Annotated in this window: 14 protein-coding genes and 3 pseudogenes; 16 read left to right on the forward strand and 1 reads right to left on the reverse strand. The window is 33.2% G+C overall.

Annotation, left to right across the window (positions count from 1 at the left end):
- The 9 genes and pseudogenes from ACTTKP_RS05460 to ACTTKP_RS05500 all read left to right on the forward strand — a co-directional run.
- Positions 1 to 253: pseudogene (locus tag ACTTKP_RS05460) on the forward strand (ParB N-terminal domain-containing protein); the annotation flags it as partial.
- Between the two features lie 43 nt (positions 254 to 296).
- Positions 297 to 1,163: a BRO family protein gene (locus ACTTKP_RS05465; protein WP_442552896.1), complete on the forward strand. Its 867-nt coding sequence runs from the start codon at positions 297 to 299 to the stop codon at positions 1,161 to 1,163.
- Positions 1,164 to 1,254: 91 nt separating this feature from the next.
- Positions 1,255 to 2,280: a replication initiator protein A gene (locus tag ACTTKP_RS05470; protein WP_442552897.1), complete on the forward strand. Its 1,026-nt coding sequence runs from the start codon at positions 1,255 to 1,257 to the stop codon at positions 2,278 to 2,280.
- 69 nt (positions 2,281 to 2,349) lie between these two features.
- Positions 2,350 to 3,201, forward strand: coding sequence for an ATP-binding protein (locus ACTTKP_RS05475; RefSeq protein ID WP_442552898.1), 852 nt, complete (start codon positions 2,350 to 2,352; stop codon positions 3,199 to 3,201).
- A 4-nt stretch (positions 3,202 to 3,205) separates the two neighbouring features.
- Entirely contained in the window at positions 3,206 to 3,691 is a 486-nt protein-coding gene (locus tag ACTTKP_RS05480; protein ID WP_442552899.1) for a PcfB family protein, read from the forward strand.
- 267 nt (positions 3,692 to 3,958) lie between these two features.
- Positions 3,959 to 5,509 (forward strand): annotated as a pseudogene (locus tag ACTTKP_RS05485) (VirD4-like conjugal transfer protein, CD1115 family); the annotation flags it as partial.
- A 192-nt stretch (positions 5,510 to 5,701) separates the two neighbouring features.
- On the forward strand, positions 5,702 to 6,292 hold the full coding sequence (locus tag ACTTKP_RS05490; protein WP_442552900.1) for a DUF6933 domain-containing protein: 591 nt from the start codon (positions 5,702 to 5,704) through the stop codon (positions 6,290 to 6,292).
- A 55-nt stretch (positions 6,293 to 6,347) separates the two neighbouring features.
- Positions 6,348 to 6,785 carry a hypothetical protein gene (locus tag ACTTKP_RS05495; protein WP_442552901.1) on the forward strand — a complete coding sequence of 146 codons (438 nt, stop codon included), beginning with the start codon at positions 6,348 to 6,350 and terminating at the stop codon, positions 6,783 to 6,785.
- 221 nt (positions 6,786 to 7,006) lie between these two features.
- On the forward strand, positions 7,007 to 7,354 hold the full coding sequence (locus ACTTKP_RS05500; protein ID WP_442552902.1) for a single-stranded DNA-binding protein: 348 nt from the start codon (positions 7,007 to 7,009) through the stop codon (positions 7,352 to 7,354).
- Positions 7,355 to 7,421: 67 nt separating this feature from the next.
- Here ACTTKP_RS05500 and ACTTKP_RS05505 read toward each other — a convergent pair whose 3' ends face one another.
- Positions 7,422 to 8,708, reverse strand: a complete 1,287-nt coding sequence (locus ACTTKP_RS05505; protein WP_442552903.1) for an IS110 family transposase — start codon at positions 8,706 to 8,708, stop codon at positions 7,422 to 7,424.
- A 382-nt stretch (positions 8,709 to 9,090) separates the two neighbouring features.
- On the opposite strand from ACTTKP_RS05505, the pseudogene ACTTKP_RS05510 reads away from it, so the two are divergent.
- The 7 genes and pseudogenes from ACTTKP_RS05510 to dndB form a co-directional block, all read left to right on the forward strand.
- Positions 9,091 to 9,189: pseudogene (locus ACTTKP_RS05510) on the forward strand (IS200/IS605 family transposase); the annotation flags it as partial.
- A gap of 99 nt (positions 9,190 to 9,288) precedes the next feature.
- Complete coding sequence (locus tag ACTTKP_RS05515; RefSeq protein WP_442552904.1) at positions 9,289 to 10,908, forward strand: IS1182 family transposase; 1,620 nt, start codon at positions 9,289 to 9,291, stop codon at positions 10,906 to 10,908.
- A 651-nt stretch (positions 10,909 to 11,559) separates the two neighbouring features.
- On the forward strand, positions 11,560 to 11,754 hold the full coding sequence (locus tag ACTTKP_RS05520; RefSeq protein ID WP_442552905.1) for a DNA-binding protein: 195 nt from the start codon (positions 11,560 to 11,562) through the stop codon (positions 11,752 to 11,754).
- A gap of 4 nt (positions 11,755 to 11,758) precedes the next feature.
- Positions 11,759 to 13,480, forward strand: a complete 1,722-nt coding sequence (gene dptF, locus ACTTKP_RS05525) for a DNA phosphorothioation-dependent restriction protein DptF (protein ID WP_442552906.1) — start codon at positions 11,759 to 11,761, stop codon at positions 13,478 to 13,480.
- Positions 13,480 to 14,895 (forward strand): DNA phosphorothioation-dependent restriction protein DptG, encoded by a 1,416-nt coding sequence (dptG, locus tag ACTTKP_RS05530; protein ID WP_442552907.1) that lies wholly within the window; start codon positions 13,480 to 13,482, stop codon positions 14,893 to 14,895. The genes dptF and dptG overlap by 1 nt, the downstream gene beginning before the upstream one ends.
- Entirely contained in the window at positions 14,876 to 20,167 is a 5,292-nt protein-coding gene (locus tag ACTTKP_RS05535; protein ID WP_442552908.1) for a helicase HerA domain-containing protein, read from the forward strand. Before dptG ends, ACTTKP_RS05535 begins: the two co-directional genes overlap by 20 nt.
- A gap of 79 nt (positions 20,168 to 20,246) precedes the next feature.
- Complete coding sequence (gene dndB / locus ACTTKP_RS05540) at positions 20,247 to 21,320, forward strand: DNA sulfur modification protein DndB (protein ID WP_442552909.1); 1,074 nt, start codon at positions 20,247 to 20,249, stop codon at positions 21,318 to 21,320.
- Positions 21,321 to 21,326: the final 6 nt, after the last annotated feature.

Raw genomic sequence — 21,326 nt, forward strand, 5'->3', positions numbered from 1 at the left:
TTTAGAAATATCATTAAAACCAAGTGATACTAAAACCTTACATCTTCTTGATAAAGAAAAAGGATTAGATAATCAGCTTATACAAAGATATTTAGCGGAGCTTAAAACTCCAAAGGCAAAAGAATATCAAAGTGTAAGATTATCTCAAAAGACATATCAGAAGTTTTTTCAAAACGAAGATAAAGAAAAAGCAGAAGAAATCATAGAAAAAGCCTTAAATATGTATTTTGAAAATATAGAAAAAGATGCTTAGTTAGGGTATAATACTAAATAAAAGCCATATAGGAGTAAATAATATGAACGAGATAAAAATATATGATAACAAACAAATACGCTCTGCTTGGGATAACGAAAAAGAAGAATGGTATTTCAGCATAGTTGATGTAGTAGGAGTTTTGACAGAAAGTGAAAATCCAAGAAAGTATTGGAGTGTGCTAAAAACAAGATTAAAAGAAGAAGGAAGTCAGTTGGCTACAAATTGTAGCCAACTGAAAATGAAATCACCAAAAGACGGAAAAATGTATAAGACCGATGTAGCCGATATGCAAGGTATTTTCCGTATCATACAGTCAATTCCCTCACCTAAAGCAGAGCCATTTAAAATGTGGCTCGCAGAAGTAGGAAAAGAGCGAATAGATGAAACAATAGATCCAGAACTTACAATAGACAGAGCATTAGAAACCTATCTAAAAAAAGGCTATACAAAAGAGTGGATAAATCAAAGATTACAAGCAATACAAGTCAGAAAAGAATTAACGGATGCTTGGGACGAACATGGAATAGAAAAAGGCAAAGAATATGCCATACTTACAGATGAAATAACAAAGGCGTGGTCAGGAATGACCACAAGAAAATATAAAGACTTTAAAGGCTTGAAAAAGGAAAATCTAAGAGATAATATGACAACTACAGAGATTATACTAAATATGCTTGCAGAAACAGCAACAAAAGAAATCACAAATTCAACAAATCCACAAGGCTTAGAAGAAAATAAAAAAGTAGCAAAAGAAGGCGGAAGCATAGCAGGAGATGCAAGAAAAGCAATAGAAGAAAGAACAGGAAAGCCTGTAATTACATCAAAAAATGCCATAGATATGTCAAGACTGATAGAAGATGTAGTAAAAGAAGTATCAGATGAAAAAACATCAAAAGATAAAAAATAAATGAAAACAAGGCATATAAGTTTTTAAGAGATAGTAAGTAAAAAGACTATCTCTTTTTTAATGCAAAAAAATAAAATATAAGGAGAAAGTTATGGGAAATATAAATTTTAGCTACTACTACGGAAAAGAAGCAGAACAATTCTCCTTTTTTCGTATTCCAAAGCTGTTGTTTACAGATAAAAATTTTAGTAGCCTTAGCAGTGATGCAAAAGTGCTTTATGGTATTTTATTAGATAGAATGAGTCTATCTATGAAAAATAATTGGATAGATGAAGAAAACAGAGTATATATTATCTTTACTATCGAAGAAATAGAAGAAACTATGAACTTCGGTAAAAATAAATCTATAAATACAATGAAAGAACTTGAAAATTTCGGACTTATTGAGAAAAAACGCAGAGGACTTGGCAAACCCAATATCATATATGTAATGAGCTTTCTCATAGACAAAAATGATTTTTCAAAAGAACAATCACAAAATGAAGAACAAATGAGTGAAATACAAGAAACTGACCATAGTTTAGAATATAAAAATCAAGAAGTTTCAAATGCAAACCTACAGAGGTATGAAAATCAAAATTCAAGAAGTTTAGAAAATAAACTTCAAGAGGTTTCAAAAACAAACCCTAATAAGACTAATATAAATAATACTGATTTTAGTTATACTGATAATAATAAGACCTCCCCCTTATCCCCCTCACAGGATAAAGAAAACAATCAAAAGTTAAAACAGGTGGAGGGGGTAAAGAAAAAAATAAGAGAAAATATAGATTATAAATCTCTTGTAAAAGACTATGCAGATATAAATCTAATAGATATCATAGTTGATATTATGGTAGAAAGTATAGAAAGTAAAAAAGACTTGAGAATAAATCAGGCATATAAAAGCTATGAGGATATTGAGAAGCAGTTTTTATCCATCAAAAAAGAACATATTAGGTATGTATTAAACTATCTGAAAGATAACAAGCCTAAAATAATAAACTTTAGAGCATACATACTTTCTTTGCTATATAATGCACCATTTAACATAATAAAAATAGATAAACCTAAATCACTTGAGGAATACTATTCAAATGACAACAAGCTATTACAAGAGCTTATCGGTGGTAGTTAGTAGTACAAAAAATTACTGCATCCAAAACTGAAAAACAGATAGTTAAATAACAGTAGAAAGTGAGGAAATATGGATAACAAGGAGATACTATCAAAGATTTTAGAAGATATACCAAAGTCTGAGCAAAATAAAGAAAATATGGATTATATAAATGCTGAAGATGGACTTTTGTATTGCGGTATTTGTAATACTCCCAAAGAACAGATTATTGATCTTGCAGGAGAAAAGAAAAAAATCTATAAGCCTTGTACTTGCAGACAAAAAGAGATAGACGAAGAAAGAAAAGAACAAGAAGAATTTGACAGGCGAATGAAATTAAATATGCTAAGACAGGCAGCTTTTGGAGATAATCTTTTATACAATCAAACCTTTGAAGATGAAGATGGCACATTAGAACATAAAGACTTTGCTATGAATTATGTTAAGAATTTTAGCAAAATGGAAAGTGAAAATATAGGCTTACTTCTAACAGGAGCAGTAGGTACAGGAAAAACCTACCTTGCAGCAGCAATAGCTAATGCACTGATAGAAGAAAAAGTAACAGTAAAAATGACAAACTTTGCAACAATCCTAAACAATATGATGAACTTACAAATAGAGAAAAACAAGTATATCAAAAATCTAAATAGCTGTAGACTCTTAATCATAGATGATTTAGGAATACAAAGAGATACAACATTTGCACTTGAACATATTTTTAACATCATAGATAGCAGATATAGAGCAAATAAACCGGTAATATTTACAACTAACTTGTCCTTAGATGCACTTGTAAATACCAACGATTTAAGAGAAAAGAGGATATATTCAAGAGTGCTTGAAATGGCAATACCACTTGTATTTAGTGGAGAAGATAGAAGATTAAAAAAAATGAAAGAAAAAGCAAAATATGTAAAAACAATTTTAGGAGAAAGCAGGTGATAGATTGATAAACGAAGAAGTAACAGGTAAAACAATAGCTATTGTTAGAAAAGGTAGCATTACAAGTACCAAAACTGTACTAAAGCTGATGAAAAAACTACTTGAAGAATCAGTAAAAAAAGGTAAAAGCTTCAAAGAATTTGTAGACGATAAGACACCTACATCAGTTAAAGACTTAGTCAAAAAAGGTAAAGTAGAAACCTTAGAATTAAATGATGTAGACTTTAAAAACCTGAAAAAGACACTAAAAAAAGACGGAGTAAAATTTAGCATAAAAAAGGATTTGACAAATGGCAATAACATCATATTCTTTCAAGCCAAAGACGAAAAAGTAATGGAACAAGCCTTTAAAAATGCAGTAGAAAAATTTGCACAAAAAGACAAAAAGAGAGAGTCTGTAATAGACAAGCTAAATCACTTCAAAGAAAAAGTCAAAAATGCACCTCAAAAAGATAAAGTTAAGGAAAAACATCAAGAACAGAGTTTGTAGAAAGGAGTGATAAAAACGAAGATTTTACAAGCAATTTTAAAAGATTTAAAAAATGCGTTTCACATAAGAGATAAGAAAAAGTTTGCGTTATTAAACTTACCTTATCTCTTTTTCTTTTATATAGGCAATATATTTTCAAGACAGGTAAACAGCTACACAGGTGGAGATTTTATAGATAGAAGCATTGTAGCACTATCAGATATATCAAATATGTCTTATCTACCCTCTTTTAGAGTAAACGACTTACTTACAGGTACAATATTTTCAGCAGTTATATGGTTTGCAGTATATAACAAAAAGAAAAATGCAAAGAAATTTAGACAAGGTAGAGAATATGGCTCGGCAAGATGGGGAAATAATAAAGATATTCAGCCGTATATGGATGAAAAATTTGAAAATAACATACTTTTAACCAATACAGAAAGACTTACTATGAATGGCAGACCAAAGATGCCTAAGTATGCGAGAAATAAGAATGTACTTGTAATCGGTGGATCAGGAAGTGGCAAAACAAGATTTTTTGTAAAACCTAATCTAATGCAGATGCACTCATCGTATGTTGTAACTGATCCGAAAGGTACGGTCCTTATTGAGTGCGGAAAGATGTTAGAGAAGAACGGCTATGAAATCAAGGTATTAAATACGATAAACTTTAAAAAATCAATGCACTATAACCCATTCGCATATTTAAGAAGTGAAAAAGACATACTGAAATTAGTGCAGACAATCATTGCAAATACTAAAGGAGAAGGAGAAAAGTCTAGTGAGGATTTTTGGGTAAAAGCCGAAAAACTCTACTATACAGCCCTTATTGGATACCTTTACTATGAAGCACCTGAAGAAGAACAAAACTTCTCTACCCTACTTTCATTTATTGATGCAAGTGAAGTAAGAGAGGAAGATGAAAACTTCAAAAATGCAGTAGATTATATCTTTGAAGCACTTGAAAAAGAAAAGCCTAATCACTTTGCAGTAAAGCAATATAAGAAGTATAAGTTAGCGGCAGGAAAAACGGCTAAAAGTATTCTTATTTCTTGTGGTGCAAGACTTGCACCATTTGATATAGAAGAATTAAGAAATCTAATGAAAGATGATGAAATGGGACTTGATACACTTGGAGATAAGAAAACAGCACTCTTTGTTATTATCTCTGATACAGATGATACATTTAACTTTGTAGTAGCAATGATGTACACACAGTTATTTAACCTACTTTGTGATAAAGCTGATGATGAGTACGGAGGAAGATTGCCAGTACACGTCCGTTGCTTGTTAGACGAGTTTGCGAACATTGGCTCAATTCCGAAGTTTGAGAAGTTAATAGCGACAATCCGTTCAAGAGAAATATCAGCTTGTATAATACTACAAGCACAATCTCAATTAAAGGCTATATATAAAGACCACTCGGACACCGTAATAGGGAATTGCGATACAACATTGTTCTTAGGTGGAAAAGAAAGTACAACGCTTAAAGAAATATCAGAAACACTTGGAAAAGAAACAATAGACCTATATAACACATCAGAAACAAGGTCAAATCAAAAATCCTTTGGACTTAACTACCAAAAGACAGGCAAAGAGTTAATGAGCAAAGATGAACTTTTTGTAATGGACGGTGGAAAGTGTATTATGCAGCTAAGAGGAGTAAGACCGTTTCTATCAGATAAATTTGATATAACAAAGCATAAGAACTACAAGCTATTATCAGATTTCAATGATAAAAATACATTTGATATAGAAAAGTACCTAAAGAGAAAAGACGAAGTAAATCTCAAAAAAGATATGAAAGTTAGTGTATTGGATGTAGAGATAGAGTAACTTTTGTTCATAATGAGCAGAAGTTAAAAAAATGGTACAAAAAGTTGATAATAAGCAAAAACAGATATAAAAAAGATAGACAAGTTTAAGAAAATATGAGTACAATTTATTCAACTAATGGTATAATTAACTCTACCTATAATAAATATCCGGCATAGATTTATGCTTTAAAATCAAATAGTGAGGAAATAAATGATAATCTACTGCACAAAACAAACAATGGAAAGATATAAACTTAAAAGACCAAATGAATATAAAGATTATATAATTAGAGAAGTTGCTGAAAAAGTTTATGAGATGGAAAAAAATGACCGCATACTTGAATGGGGAGCGAAGCTATTTTACTTTGACAGAAGAAAATGTATTCAGCTTATGAACTTTGCAAGTAAACTTACTATCATTGTAGTAGATATTAAAATTAACGATTTGGAAAGTTTAGGCAATACCATAGCTGAATATCTATTATACTTGTATGAAGCTAATAAAGAAATGACAAATATACTGGAAAGACTTTTTGAAAAGCACCCTATTGTAGTTTTTGATAAACTTGTAGATAAAAGCATAATATCCTCTCTTAACCGTAATCAAAGTTTTGTACTTGATGATGGATATAGGCTTTATGAATATATAGAAAATAATATACTGCAAACAAGAAAATTCAATAAAGATATAAATAAAATTCCCGTAATGCAAAAGATTGGCGGAAAACAGGAATATATCTTTCCAATAGATAGATTTGAAGAACTGTTAAAGAATTATTATAATGAACATATGATTTTGTAGAATTCATAGTTTTATATAAGTGTTATAATACTATTCACAAAAGGAGATCCAACTATTGAATAATAAAGAATTGATACCTAAAATTCATTCATCTATGTATTATCAGTTAAAAAAGAAAGGTTATGCTACAACTGTAGATGTCTTGATGGATTTAGAAATACTCTCAAAGAAAGATTATGAACTTTGGAGGAATGGAAAAGTACCATATTTAGAAAAGGTATGTAATATAAACCTTAAAAAGCTATCTACAGTCTTGCACGAAATTAAAGTTTATGGCACTAAACATAACCTAAAGCCATCATTTACAGTATATAAAAGATGGGCAGTTAAGAAAAAAGGTGGGCAAGGTAAAAAGCCTGTTATAATTTTAAAATTTAGTAAAAGCGGATCAGAAGATATTGAAAAAAGCTATGCCACACATTATGTTGATGTAAAGGCAATAGAAAAGTTGAAAGAAGAAAAACAACTGAATAAAGCTGAAAAAGAGCAGTAAATCTAACGAATAATTGGATTTACTGTTTTTTATTACAAAAATCAAAGAAAGGAATGTAGCATAGATGAGCAATAATAATATGAGGGTAAGAAGTCCACCCACTTTTGCTCATAATGAGCAGAAGTTAAAATGACAGAAACTACAAAAACAAAGTAAATTGAAATTAGAAAACAGATCACGAAAGTGGTCTTTTTTTGTTGGAAAAGAAAACGGAGGAAAGTATGCAAAGAGAGATGATTAACATAAATGTAAACCTTATTAGCGACATCAATGTTACAGAGATTGAAACGAGTGATGGAAAGGTAAAGGTTGCTAATTTCAGTGTAGTCAAAAAGTCAAAGAAAGATAAAACAAAAGAGTATATAAACTGCAATCTCTATGGAGATAAGGTTGAGAATACTGCTGACCTAAAGCAAGGGGATTTTATTCATATCTTTGGCTACTACAAACAGCTTACAAAAGGCGAAAAGACTTACAACAACTTCATAGTAAAACACATAAATAAAATAGAAAAAAACAATGAAAATCAGGAGCAATCTGGTGATATGTCAAGAGATATTTTGAAATGATTTTGAGATGTTTTTTTGAAAAAGGGTAACTTTAATAGACCTATGTAAAAACATAGGTTAAAAAGAGCTATTCAGTTGATGTATCCAGCGATACACCGGAGTATAGTTGGTTTTTGGCCAGCAATCCATAAACCAAACGAACGAATTTACGTGAAGTCAGTGCGAGTGCTCTTTTGTGTTGATGTTTCGGAACTTCATTGTACTTCTTTCGATAGTACGCTCCGTACTCAACATTGTGTTTTTTCATACTGTTGGCAGCTTCGCCAAGATAGTACCTGAGATAACGGTTACCGGCTTTGCTCATAGGTGTGTCCTCTCCATCAAAGTCTCCTGATTGGTTAGATTTCCACATGAGACCGGCATATTTAGCAAGAGCATCTGATGAATGGAAAGCAGCGATGTCTCCAATTTCGGCGATGATACCACCTGCAAATACAGGACCTATGCCATCAATGGATTGAAGAATAATAAATGCATTTGGGTTTAATCCTTTGATCTCACGTTCAATGGCCGTATCGATTATTTTAATCTCTTTCTTGAAAGTTTCGATGCAGTTGAAGGAACTGGCTATGGATACATTTAATGGTTCGTACAGTGCTTTATCAAGGCGATAGGAGTCTCTTGCAGCTTTCTTTAGCAGTTCTGCAGTCTTGCTTATATCCTTAATCCGGTTGCGGCTCTTTTCTGCTAGGAAAGCTACGAGTTCTTCTTCGGAAGAATCAATAATCTCTTCCGGAGACAGGTATTCTGTTAAAACACCTGAAGAAGTTGCACCATATATATCGCAAAAAGGCTGGTCATCCTTCTCCAACATCTGAAGTTCGCTGAATTTCAGATAGAGGTTGGATACAAGATAAGCCTTTTCGCGGGTCATGCATTCGACAAGGTGAAGACGATGTCTTGTAAGACGTTTAAGAGCCAGAAACTGGCTTCCACGCCAAGGCTGCGTTTCGATATTTCCGGCTCTTGCATAATCAGCAATGACGAAAGCATCAATCGGATCCGACTTGCCGACACCAATGTAACTCTTTTTATAGTTGGCAGTACATTTGGGATTAACAACAAACACATATGGTTTGAAACTCATTAGTTCCTCACAGGAAGAAAGATAGTTAGCAATGTGGATGCTGTAGACAGAAGTTGCTTCTAAAGCAGCAACAACAGTATTAAGGTCAGGATGTTCCTTTAAACACTCTAAAATCTTCTTAGCCAGTTCATCAGCACCGGGCTGATTATTGGCGAAAGAAGAGTTAATGTATTTGTTTTTATAGAAATCCAATGCACAAACGAAGTTGGATTTCGAACTGACGTCAATACCGACGTAAAGCGTAGATAATGGGTTGATCTTTAACATGATATCACCACCTTTCCGACCATTTATTCTTGGGGTCTGAAGCAAAAGGTTTATCCTGTGAATCATATGCTGACCGAAACCTCGCATAATAAGCATGCACTCCGGCAGCTATTTTGCTGGTGCTTCGCCGGAGGATGAAACATCTGTGTAAGCGGAATATGACATATGATTCAGGCTGAAAGCTCCATAAGCAGGTACCGGATAACCGGGCTGAAAGGAAAAAAAGCAGTGCCTCTAGACATCAGACTCTGCTGATATCATACCACAGAATAACCTATGAGTTTAATAACCAATGTAGATGAGATGGAAAGGATTTATCCGGGTGTCTCAGATCATCTATAAATCTATAGAAAGGATAAGTGCATAATCATCATTTATACTGGTTATACACTTATTATACGAGGATTTGGAATATGATCAAATGTCATTAAGTGAATATATTGATCCGTTTACGGGTGAGCCGGTAATAAAAGGCAAATAAACAGGGGCTGTCGCACTAAGAACTAGTGCACAGCTCTTTTTTTCTAAAAAAACAGCAGCCAGACTCCTAAAAGTCTGGCTTTTGGTGTATAATTAAGTTATGCAAAAAACCAAATTAACACATAAAAATTATACCTTGAATGGCGGAATATATCAACTAAAACTTCCGCTAAATATTGAAACAATTATTCCTGAAAATGATTCTGTGCGGTTACTCAGTCAGTTTGTGGAGGGAATGGATCTGACTGATCTATATTCAACTTATGAAAGAATAAATTCACTATCGCCAAGAACACTTCTGAAAATTGTTTTATACTCATATATGAATGGTGATTATTCATCAAGGTCTATCGAACAAAACTGCAAAAGAGATATTAACTTTATGTATCTTCTTGAAGGATGTACTCCACCCGATCATGCAACGATTGCGAGATTTAGGAAAATCCATTTTGCGCCATGCTCCAAACGTATTCTTGCAGAGGTTTCAAATATTCTGTATGATTTGGGAGAAATATCAGGAGAAACCATATTTATTGATGGTACTAAAATTGAGGCTAATGCTAATAAATATACTTTCGTATGGAAAAAGTCAGTAACAAAAAATCAGGCAAAGCTTCTTATTAAACTTGCCATTTTTGTTGATGAGTGTGAAAATCTTTACGGCATTGAAATAGTACATGGTGACACAGTTAAAATAAAACATATTAAAAAACTGTGCAAAAAACTGTATGCTATTAAGGAAACATCAGATATCAGATTTGTGCATGGCATTGGCAGAAGAAAATCTCTTTTACAGAAAAGCATAGAAACACTGGAAGGGTACCTGTCTAAACTTAAAGAGTATAATCATAAGCTGCATTTATGCGGAAAAAGAAACAGCTATTCAAAGACAGATAATGACGCAACCTTTATGCGCCTGAAAGAAGATGCAATGGGAAATGGTCAGCTCAAGCCTGCATTTAACCTGCAGCATGGTGTTGATTCCGAATACATTACCTGGCTTACTATAGGTCCACAGCCAACTGATACGACAATGCTGATTCCATTTCTAAAAGATGCCGAGCAGCACCTTAAGTTTAAGTATAAAAATATTTCTGCTGATGCAGGATATGAAAGCGAAGAGAACTATCTGTATATAGAAGCCAACGACCAAATAGCTTTTATAAAGCCTGCTAATTATGAGATTTCAAAAACCAGAAAATACAGGAATGACATAGGAAAAATCGAAAATATAGAGTACGATGAGGTATCAGATTTATATATTTGTAAAAACAACAAAAAACTAAGAGCAGACCATATAATACATAGTAAGTCGAAAACGGGATATGTAAGTGAAAAAACAATCTATAAATGTGAATGCTGTAAAGGATGCCCTTATAAAAGTGAATGCATAAAAGGTAATAATTGCAAGACTCCTATTGAAGACAGAACAAAGGTGCTACAGGTTGCAAAAACATTTATAAAACAGAGAAAAGCGGATTTAGGACGAATTATATCAGATGAGGGTGCACTTTTAAGGATGAACAGAAGTATTCAGGCTGAGGGTTCATTTGGAGATTTGAAACAGGATATGCATTTCAGGAGATATCTAAGCAAAGGTGCATCAAATGTTTTGGCAGAAAGCATTCTGCTAGCCATAGCCAGGAATATTAATAAACTGCATAACAAAATTCAAAAAGGTAAAACAGGCACACATTTATTTAAGTTAAAAAGTGCATAAATTTAGAAAAATCAATATTGCCTTGCAGAAGTCATTCAAGGCTTTTTTAGTATACACTTTTTTAGGGCACTTGGTAATAAATATCAATTTATATAGTTGAAAACTCATAAAAAAAGGACTGCACATTAACTTTTTAAAATTTGTTAATGCGACAGTCCCAGCCAGAAAATGTAGTGCGGAAGTCAAACTTTTCAGTGCCCCTTTAGGGGCAGGCAGGAAAGAGCGGCTTATAGCCGCAGAGCAAACCACCAGCTAAGCTGGTGGTCATGATTTATTTTATGGTGCTTGAGAGCACAGAAAAATATAAAAATGAGTAGTTGGAGCACCGAAAAAAGAAAACGGGCACCAAGAATTAAATCTATTCAAGCACCCAATGGAGATAACTATAGTGTAGGATGAGGTTTAGGTTGTCAATTAATGTAAATATGGTTTTCTTGCTTGAAGAAAACAGGCCTGACAAAGTGCTGAAAACCATCAAAGATGACATTCTAAGGGGATTGGGGATGTGCCTCCAACAAGCAAAATGCGCCCGTGTATGTGCAGGAGCACTGCTTGCTAACTTGTTGTGAAAAGAAATTGACTTTATTCTGATAAATGAATATAATATAAAGTGATTTATTGTATTGCTTTTCAACGAGAAAGAGATAAATTATGGAATACTTAACAACTGTAGAATTATCAGAGAGATGGGGGATTTCATCAAGAAGAATTGGGGTACTCTGTGCAGATGGAAGAATTGATGGAGTTATCAAAAAGGGTAAGACTTGGTTAATTCCGAGTGCTGCTAAAAAGCCTGATGATGCGAGAGTGAAAACAGGAAAGTATATAAAGGAGAAGGGTGAGTAAGGCTATGGGAAGTTGTAAATTTGTTAATGAACTGAACAGACTTAGAAAATCATCAAGCGATTCCATAGATAATGTTGAGAGTTTTGATACTTTTAAGGTATATATGCATGTTACAAGAACAGCAGAAGAGGATTTGAAGAAGATTCTGCGTAAAGTAAATGCTTCTGGAAAGAAGAATCTGATTCTTCTTTGTGGAAGTGCTGGCGACGGGAAATCTCATCTGTTATCATACCTTAAAAATTTAAATGAAGAGAATTTGCTTGAAGGATACATGATTTACAATGATGCTACAGAAAGTAATTCTCCTTCAAAGACTGCGATTGAAACTTTGAACGAGCTGCTTGATTCTTTTAAGGATGCGAATCTAGAATTGCCAGGAAAGAATATCATTCTTGCAATCAATTTGGGGGTATTGAGCAATTTTATCGAATCTGAATATGGAGAAGCTTATCGGAACTTAAAAGCTTATGTCGAGAAGAGCAATATTCTTACATCTAAAGTGAATGATAATGGGTATGATTCACACAGTCATTTTCAGCATGTAAGTTTTGCTGATTATCACATGTATTCGCTTACTGAGAACAGAGTTCATGCTGGATACATTGAAGATATTTTGGATAAGGTATTTGGTCATAACGAAGGAAATCGATTCTATGAATCATATGAAAGTGATTGCTCATCATGTCCGCTATCGAAGAGATGTCCGGTTAAAGCTAACTATGAATTTATGATGCAGAAGAGCAGACAGCGATTTGTGGCGAATCTTTTAGTTAAGACAGTTGTTCAAGATAAGATGGTTTTGACAACACGAGAGATACTAAACTTTATTTTTGATATTTTGGTTTCGAATAATTTTAGTTTTGGTAAATTTCAGAAACTGATAGATGACACATCTTTTTTGAAAGAGTATATGAAGCAAATTATGCCTTCTCTTATTTTTGATTCAAATGACGTAACACCTCTAATGAACATGGTAAGAAAATACGATCCGTTGTTGGCTCGTTCAGAGAAGGCTGATGAAATTGCTATTGCGTATTATGTAAGCTCGGATATTTCTAAAGAGATTAAAGATGAATTAGTGAATGCAGCATATAGCGGCACTATACTTGACTCAAATATGGTGCAGAAAATAAATAGTGATAAGGTACTCCGCTCTCAATTATTTAATTTAGTTGTTCGAATAAGTGCAATAGAAAAGCAGGATTATGCAGATACAGTATATCAAGAGTTTGTACATAATTTGTATATGTATAATGCCGGTAAAGGAAAGAAACTTGGTCAGCTATATGAATTGATTGAAGAAGGTGTGATTCAATGGTGTGGAAAAGATCAGGACGATAATCTGTGTCTAGATGATAAACATAAGGGATTTACCTTATATGAAAATGTAAAATTTGATGCTAGCCTTGATCACATTCCCCATCCAGAGAACACTGATGAGTTATTTAGATTTGTTCCGACAATTACAGTAGCTTTTGTTGACGAAGAGGATGAAGTCATATCTCTTGATATAGACTACTGTTTATATGAGCTGGTGTATAAATTGAACAGAGGATACATACAGACTGCCGATGATAGAAACAATCATGCAGATTTTATTAGTTTTGTTAATAGAATTTTGCAGACAGGATCACTCACAAAATCATTATCAATTGTTTCTGATGATGGTAAGAAGGCAGTTATTTCACAGGGGAAATTTGGTTATAAGTTCAAGGTGGTGAAGTAATGGAATATTCATTCAGCAAAGAAAAATTTATTACGAGCTTTAATGCAAAATCTACTGAAGAAAAATCATCTGATTCCATGAGACTCACTCATAAACCAGATGGTGCTTTTAAATTGTTCCCATATAAAGCAAGTGGAAAGACTCAGGCTCCAATTGTAATGAACCTTGAGGATATAGTAAGTGCATTTTTTAGAGAAATCCAGGGAAAGAAAACTGAACCAGTTGATTTTGATTCATTATCAGAGGTGATACTTGAGGAAATAGAAATTGATGATGAAGATATAGACTATTTTAAGGATATGCTTCAAAGCATATTCTTTGTTGGAAATGATTTTGTTGGAAACAATTTAGGGCTATATCCTTATCAGACTGTTTCAAACAATAAGAGTGCCGAGAACTTAGCACACTTTTTATATTCGGTGTTAGGTCTATCAGAAGATGATCATGAAGCGGTAGAAACAGCAAAGGGACAATATCATTTTACTGTATTAGAAGATATGGTTATTCAGACAATGGAAAATAAGAAGATTTCAGAGTTTGAAGAGAAAGAACCCTATTATAGCATTAAGGCAGATATTCAAAAGAAATTCAAAGATGATTTTCGATGTATGCTTAATACAGGAATGACTTCGCTTGAGGATTTTTCCGATTTATTTTCTGTGTATTATTTCTATTATGTATCTCAGACTTGCATATCATTGGATCGATTCTGTGATGGTAAGAGAGATGATACAGTAGATTTTTATTATGCGCTTGACTGGGAAAAAGTTAGTAAAAATAGAATGTGCTGTTCTTCGGGATGGGATAGATTACAAGCAAGCATTAACCATATGTTTAGCCATGCAATCACATTAGAGATAATCAATCAAACTGATTCGGATACAAAATGGGATTACATAGCGTTTAGAGAATATCTGGAACAGTTTCCTAACAAAGATCATCAAATTGCTGAAGAAATAAAAAGGGCAGAAGAAGTGTATTGTTCCTATGTCGGTGATTACAAGCGGTTTGATGAAGTTGAATATTATGAAGTAGCGAATACTGAAACGGAAAAAGCGATTAGGCACTTGTTCAAATGTGTTGAAGTCCAGTTCTTAAATACAGAAAGAAAGAGAGCTAATCAATTTTACAATGAGAAATTTAGTGAGTTTTGTAAATATCGTTGGGTAAAAAATAGAAAGAAATCTGGATTGGTTCTTAATTTAACCCAGAGAGATATAATTTTCCTTACAAAAATATCGCTTCGTAATGAAGAGAAGATTAGATTAAATGATTTGTATAAAGAGTATGAATTCAGAGGAATTTATTTAGATAATTCATCGAAAGAATATCTTCAAGAATTCTTTACAAAGTTGAACCTGATTGATAAGAAGAGTGATAGTGGAGATGCTCAGTATGTTAAACGAATTTTATGATTTTATTGCAAAAAAGATTAATAGTTATTTCCAGACTGCCGCATCCGAAGGTGCACTTTTAAAAGGAGAGAGCTTTTGTTTAAAACTTGATGACGAAGGAATGGTTTTTAAGGTCTCAAATGCGTTGAGGTCTTTAGCTGAAAGCAATTTGTTATTAGGAGAGTTTTCGTATCTTTGCCGAGATGGATATGAATACAAAACATTCACATTAAAGGTAATGGATGATGAAGTAATCATAGCTGCTCAGATTGATGGGATGACGAATGACTTTTTGTGTGCAACACTCAGAAATGTTGCAAATGAAAAACAGATTCCATTACTAATGATTTCGGCGAATTTGATTGATAGTGCTAAAAGTGGATCTAGAGATTTGTCGGCAAGTGGAATGCCATTCCATGCAGATGAATTAATGAGAGAAATCCGTGAGATGGTTGATGGAAGCACTCAGCTTACAGATGCAGAAAAAAGAATCCTAAGATTTGAGTTGAATCGAAGAGAGGGCGATGTTTTTAGCGATAAGACATCTATTTACGAATATAGAGATCTTCTTGCAATTATGAGTAGTGGAAAGATTGATGATAGGAGTTTTGCGAGCTTTAGATTGTTCCCGATTGACGGAAAGTCAGAATACCGGAATTATGGAAGCTCACAGATAGACAAGTTAATCAAAGAGAACAATGCTTTGTTTGAGAAGATAGATCGTGGTATTCGATTTGGTGATTTAGAAGCGATTTTATCGAAGGACTTTGAGGAATCATTTATTGTTCGAATTGAAAAAACTCAAAAAGAACACCAGGATGATTGGAGCAGATTTTTTACATGCGCAGAATTACTTGATGCAATGCAGAAAAAGCAAGCAAAAATGGGAAATCCGCTAAAGATTGAAAATGAAAATATTAGTATATATGGCGATCTTCCATTGAATGCTATTGCATTAGATAAAGAGTTTATTATAAAAAATGAAGGTGCTCAAACTGCAAAGAAGAGGACAAAGAATTTATTTATTTTTAATCCTAATCATTATAACAAGATATATTTGCAGGTAGCTTGTAATGCTAAGATTCCCAATAATGGTATAGCAGAAGATGATGCTGAATTTATTAAGGAAGGAAAGAATGTTATTTTTGAATTTGATGGGGATGGTGTTTCGTTCCATGAAGTATCAATTCATGATCTTTCAAATGATATTAAGTATGTGTTCAAAATTTGCATTGCAGAAATTTCTGCGGAATATATGTATTCAACACTTAAGCATAGCTTCAGTTTGGAATTAAAAAAGGCTAGAAAGAATAGCAGAGTAAAGCTTGCTGGTGTTGGAACTACATTAGTTTTTAATCCAAATGGTGCAGATGTTGTATCTTTAGGTCTTGAAGATAATGAAGTGTATAACTGCAGCATTGGTCAGAGATTAATTATTTGTTCTACAGAAGAAGAATTGGCAAATTTTGGAAGTGGAATTAAGATTGATCTCAATTTTGCTGGTCTGGTAATTCCATTTATTATCTATCCTGATGAATCAAAGAGTATTGAGATAATAGGTAGAAAGATTCTTAGAGATAAATTAGCTTCAAAGAAGAGTTTTCAATATGACGATGGATCTATTTTAAGTGATTCACAGGAGTATTTTGCAAAGGCAAACCTTTTAAGAGAGTTACGAGTTGAGAGCATGATCGTTGAGCACAAATATGTTTGTTGCTCTTGTAAAAATTATTATCAGTCAGATTCTGTAGAGTTGGAGGAGCGCAAGCTGAAACTTTCCGGAAAGCTACTACTGGCATACACCAATTTCACTGAGGCTCTAAGAAGTAAAAATACAATTCCAACATTAGCATACCTAGGAGATAAGGAAATATATGTAACTGCACAGGAATATGTTGTAGCGTTTGAAGAGTGCTATGCAAATCTTCAAGATGGATCGAATTTGTCAACAGAACAAGAAGATGCGTTATATCTTGGAACAATTACTGTTGGAAAAAGCAATGATGAAATATTACTTACACCATTCCATCCGTTAAATATTATGTATCAACTAGCTCTATTAAATGAGCAAGGAATGGAATGTGCAAGTGATATTGTCGTTGATAGATTAAATTCAGTGAATTTGCTTCCATATATTCAGAGAAATAAGAAGATATATAAAGTATCTGATCAGCTGTCTTCTCAAGAGTGGAAGTATTATGCTCTGGTAGAGAATAAAAAATATAGAGGAAGCCGTAGATATGTACCTAAACTTGTAGAAGAGAAAATATCAGAATTTATTTCTCACTTTAGATACATATTTGATGATATTAATAACAAAACGATAAGAATTAATCTTATTAATATGGGTGATTGTAGTGAGGTATTTGTTGGAATAGCGCAATTCTTTATTCATGCAATTAATAAAATTGCAGATATTGATAAACTGGTAAGATTTGAGATTCATATTTATGGTAATGATATGAATGGCAATGTGTTTACCAATATCAAAGAGTATGGTGTTCTTAAGACCTATTTGGAAGAATTAAAATTGTCGGTTGAAAATGGTACATCAATGAATAGCTTGGAAGGTATTTTGTCCAAGAATATTGAATGCTATTTTCACAAAGATAACGGAAAAGAATATGCATATTCTCATATCGCATTCTATGAGATGGAATCAGAAATCACTTCAGAGACAGCTACAATGAGCCAAATCGAAACAGGTGCATCCCTTGGAGGAATTTTGTCAGGGATTCCTTCAAGTAAATATGGACATAAGTATAGAACTGGTTTTGGTGGGAAATACGCAGAGCCAAATAAACTAATAGAATTAGCTATGAGATATAACTCGTTAATGCAGGTTGAGAAGTCAGGCAATCCTTATTATGCAGGTACTGGTATTTCTACTCAGATAGATGAAAAAGCTGAGAATAAGATGGATTATATTTATAAAAATTCTAACTGGGTGGTATTTGTTGATCCAAAAGTAGATTTGGATTTTTTTAGTGAAAAGGAGGCTAAAAGTGATCTGCTGATTATTCATTATAGTGATCAGTATACTTCAAGTAGTGGATATGATGCGATAACTGTTACTCGTAAATCTCAGCAGTATTCGCAGGTGATTCAAGAATATTTGAAGACAAAAGGTGTAAATGCCGATGTCGATGATGTTCACAAAATCATTAGTTTATTTAATGCAGTAAATGGTGATTGGCTATTAAGATTAGTTTCGTCTAAGAGGGCTAATAAGGATTCTGCGTTTAGTCGTGAGAAAATTAGTATTGTTGCAGCTATTAAATTTATGCTGGCATTTTTGAAACATAGTGATATTTTGTGGGTTCCAGTTTCATTGGAAGAGATGCTCAGAGTATCAGGTGGAGCAGGATTATCTAAAGACGAAGGTGTCATGTCTGCTAAAAACCTTGGATTTGAAAAGGGACCAACTAGTGATGATTTGTTATTTATTGGTCTGAATATGAATGGTGCTGAACCTAAAATATATCTATATCCTACAGAAGTGAAAATCGGAAATAATGATAATACAGTAATTAAGAAAGCATTTGAGCAGGCATCAGCTACAGCTGATGGGTTGCAAAAGGCATTTAATCCAGATGGAGAGATTCTGCAGACTGTTTTGTATAAGGTAAATAGAAACTTCTTGATGCAAATGTTAGTTACCAGTTGCAAAAAGATGCAAGTTTACCATGTGGATGATTCGCAAGACTGGAATAAGGTTTTAGATAGATATAGGGAAGCACTGTTAAATGAACATTATATTTTATCAGATGATATTCAAGAAGTATTAGGAAAGGGAGCAGTACTTTCGTTTAAAAAATCTTTGATATCAAGAAAAACATCATTCAAGGAAGATTCTATAAATTTCATCGAAATGCCAGAAAGTGATGAATTTGGATTAATTCTAAAAGATGTGATAGAAATATATGCGGATATTAGAGAAAAGGGAACTGACGAACTAATGATTTTTGATGCGATTCCGGTTCAGAATCTCACAGGAGATTTATCGAAATTGCAGGCTGAAAAACTTGAAACAGATTCTCAGAAAGATACAGAAGAACAAGAAATAGAGAATGTTGAAACAGAAGTTGATACACCAGATTTGCAAGATGATTCTAGTGAAAAATACGTCGAAGATGAAAATATCTTTAGTGGAATGAATATTTTGTTTGGAACAAATGAACAGGATGGCAAACCGGTGCTGTGGACACCAAATGATACATCACAGCTTTTCCATACGAACACTGGTATTATTGGAACAATGGGAACTGGAAAAACGCAGTTTACAAAATCGATGATCACACAGCTGTATAGACAACAGAAAAATAATGTTGAAGGTAAGGAATTAGGAATTCTTATTTTTGATTATAAGGGTGATTATAACGAAAGCAAGACTGATTTTGTGGCTGCTACTAATGCAACTATATATAAGCCGTATCAGTTACCATTTAATCCTATAGCATTGACAAAATCTGCGGTGTTTAAGCCATTATTGCCTACCCATACTGCAAATGCATTTAAGGATACTATTTCTAAGGTATATAATCTTGGACCAAAGCAACAGAATACTTTGTTACAGTGCATAATGGATACTTATACAGCTAGTAGTATTAATCCTGGAAATCCAAGTACTTGGGATAATGAAGCACCGACATTCGCTCAGGTTTATCAACGATATGCAAATGATGAAGAAATAAAGAAAGGAGATTCTTTATCAGCCGCACTTGATAAATTACATATGTTCCAAGTTTTTGAAGCTAATTCTAGTAAGACAGAGTCTTTGTTTGATTTATTAAAGGGTGTTATTGTTATCGATTTATCTGGATATGATTCGGATATTCAAAGCTTAATTATAGCAATTACACTTGATTTGTTTTACTCGCAGATGCAAGCAGCGGGATCAAGTAAAATAGAAGGCAACTATAGACAGTTAACAAAGTTAATTCTTGTTGATGAGGCAGATAATTTCATGAGTGAAGGTTTTGCAGCACTTAAAAAGATCCTGAAGGAAGGAAGAGAATTTGGTGTAGGTACTATTTTATCAACACAGTTCCTGAAACATTTTGGAAGTGGTGAGGATGATTATTCAAAGTATATATTAACCTGGGTTGTTCATAATGTATCAGATTTAAAAAATTCTGATGTTGAGTTTGTTTTCAAGACGGAAGCAAAGGGAGCAGAGAACCGGCAGTTATATAATGCGATTAAATCTTTGGAGAAACATCATAGTATTATAAAGATCGGAAATAAAAATCCTGTCTATGTTAAGGATAAGGCATTCTGGGAACTTTTATAAGATAAATTGACTATGTAATCAAAACATGCTATACTTAAGTAGTCTACTTAAGTATAGCATGTTTTCTTATGGAGGTCTTATGGATTTTGCATATAAATTTCCTGTTGTTAGAGGTATACAGGCTGGACGCGAATATTTTATAGCGATGGTTCCACTTAAGATGATTTCGAAATTGTTTCCAAATGAGGACGAATATGTCCTCCCGGAATATCGTGCGCAACGAAAATTAAATGAGTCTAGAATTCCAATTATCAGTAGATATATTACAGATAATAGAGATTCATATGTATTCTCAGCACTAGCGGCTTCAATTGATGGTGAATTCGTATTCCATGAACGCTCTGATGGAATGGGAACAGGAATCCTAGAGGTATCTATGGATGCAAGATTCTTAATTAATGATGGACAACATCGTAAGGCAGCAATCTTAGATGCCCTTAAAGAAGATGATACTCTTGGAAAAGAAACAATATCAGTTGTTTTCTATGAGGATCAAGGACTTTCGCGGAGCCAACAGATATTTACTGACTTAAATAAGCATGCGGTAAAAACATCTAATTCGATATCAGAATTATATGATTCGAGAGATGAGTTGGCAGTTATCAATCGGAATGTGATTTTGCAAGTTCCCTTTCTTAATGAATACACAGATAAAGAGAAAGACATTCTAGGAAAGTATTCATCGAATTTGTTCACATTGAATACTTTTTATACGGCTAACAAAAAAATAGTGGGAGGCGTAGATATATCTGATACTGCTGAACATTTTCTTGTTTCTTTTTGGACTTGTGTATCAAAGAACATTATCCAGTGGAATGAATTGGTAAAAAAAGAAATTTCAAAGGTGGATTTAAGAGAGAATTATATCATAACTCAAGGTGTTGTTGTTCAAGCTCTGGGACTTATAGGAGCATGTTTTTATCATAATGCCAATTTGGACATGAATAAGTATCTTTACAGATTACAAGTCATTGACTGGAAGAGAAACTCATCGCAGTGGAAATTGAGAGTTATTAGATCTGATGGAAAAATTATTACAAGTAATAAGGCTATCCTGTTAACTGCGATACAAATTAAAAAAGAAATTGGATTAAAACTTTCTGAAGAAGAACAGTATAAGGAAGCCCAATTTCTTAATTTTACAAATATTTAGGAGAGT

It is taken from the genome of Catonella sp., assembly GCF_052169795.1.
GTDB lineage: Bacteria > Bacillota > Clostridia > Lachnospirales > Lachnospiraceae > Catonella.

Coding starts and splice junctions, on each gene's coding strand:
- ACTTKP_RS05465 (WP_442552896.1), top strand. CDS start 297: ATGAACGAGATAAAAATATATGATAACAAACAAATACGCTCTGCTTGG.
- ACTTKP_RS05470 (WP_442552897.1), top strand. CDS start 1,255: ATGGGAAATATAAATTTTAGCTACTACTACGGAAAAGAAGCAGAACAA.
- ACTTKP_RS05475 (WP_442552898.1), top strand. CDS start 2,350: ATGGATAACAAGGAGATACTATCAAAGATTTTAGAAGATATACCAAAG.
- ACTTKP_RS05490 (WP_442552900.1), top strand. CDS start 5,702: ATGATAATCTACTGCACAAAACAAACAATGGAAAGATATAAACTTAAA.
- ACTTKP_RS05500 (WP_442552902.1), top strand. CDS start 7,007: ATGCAAAGAGAGATGATTAACATAAATGTAAACCTTATTAGCGACATC.
- ACTTKP_RS05505 (WP_442552903.1), bottom strand. CDS start 8,708: ATGTTAAAGATCAACCCATTATCTACGCTTTACGTCGGTATTGACGTC.
- ACTTKP_RS05515 (WP_442552904.1), top strand. CDS start 9,289: ATGCAAAAAACCAAATTAACACATAAAAATTATACCTTGAATGGCGGA.
- ACTTKP_RS05520 (WP_442552905.1), top strand. CDS start 11,560: ATGGAATACTTAACAACTGTAGAATTATCAGAGAGATGGGGGATTTCA.
- dptF (WP_442552906.1), top strand. CDS start 11,759: ATGGGAAGTTGTAAATTTGTTAATGAACTGAACAGACTTAGAAAATCA.
- dptG (WP_442552907.1), top strand. CDS start 13,480: ATGGAATATTCATTCAGCAAAGAAAAATTTATTACGAGCTTTAATGCA.
- ACTTKP_RS05535 (WP_442552908.1), top strand. CDS start 14,876: ATGTTAAACGAATTTTATGATTTTATTGCAAAAAAGATTAATAGTTAT.
- dndB (WP_442552909.1), top strand. CDS start 20,247: ATGGATTTTGCATATAAATTTCCTGTTGTTAGAGGTATACAGGCTGGA.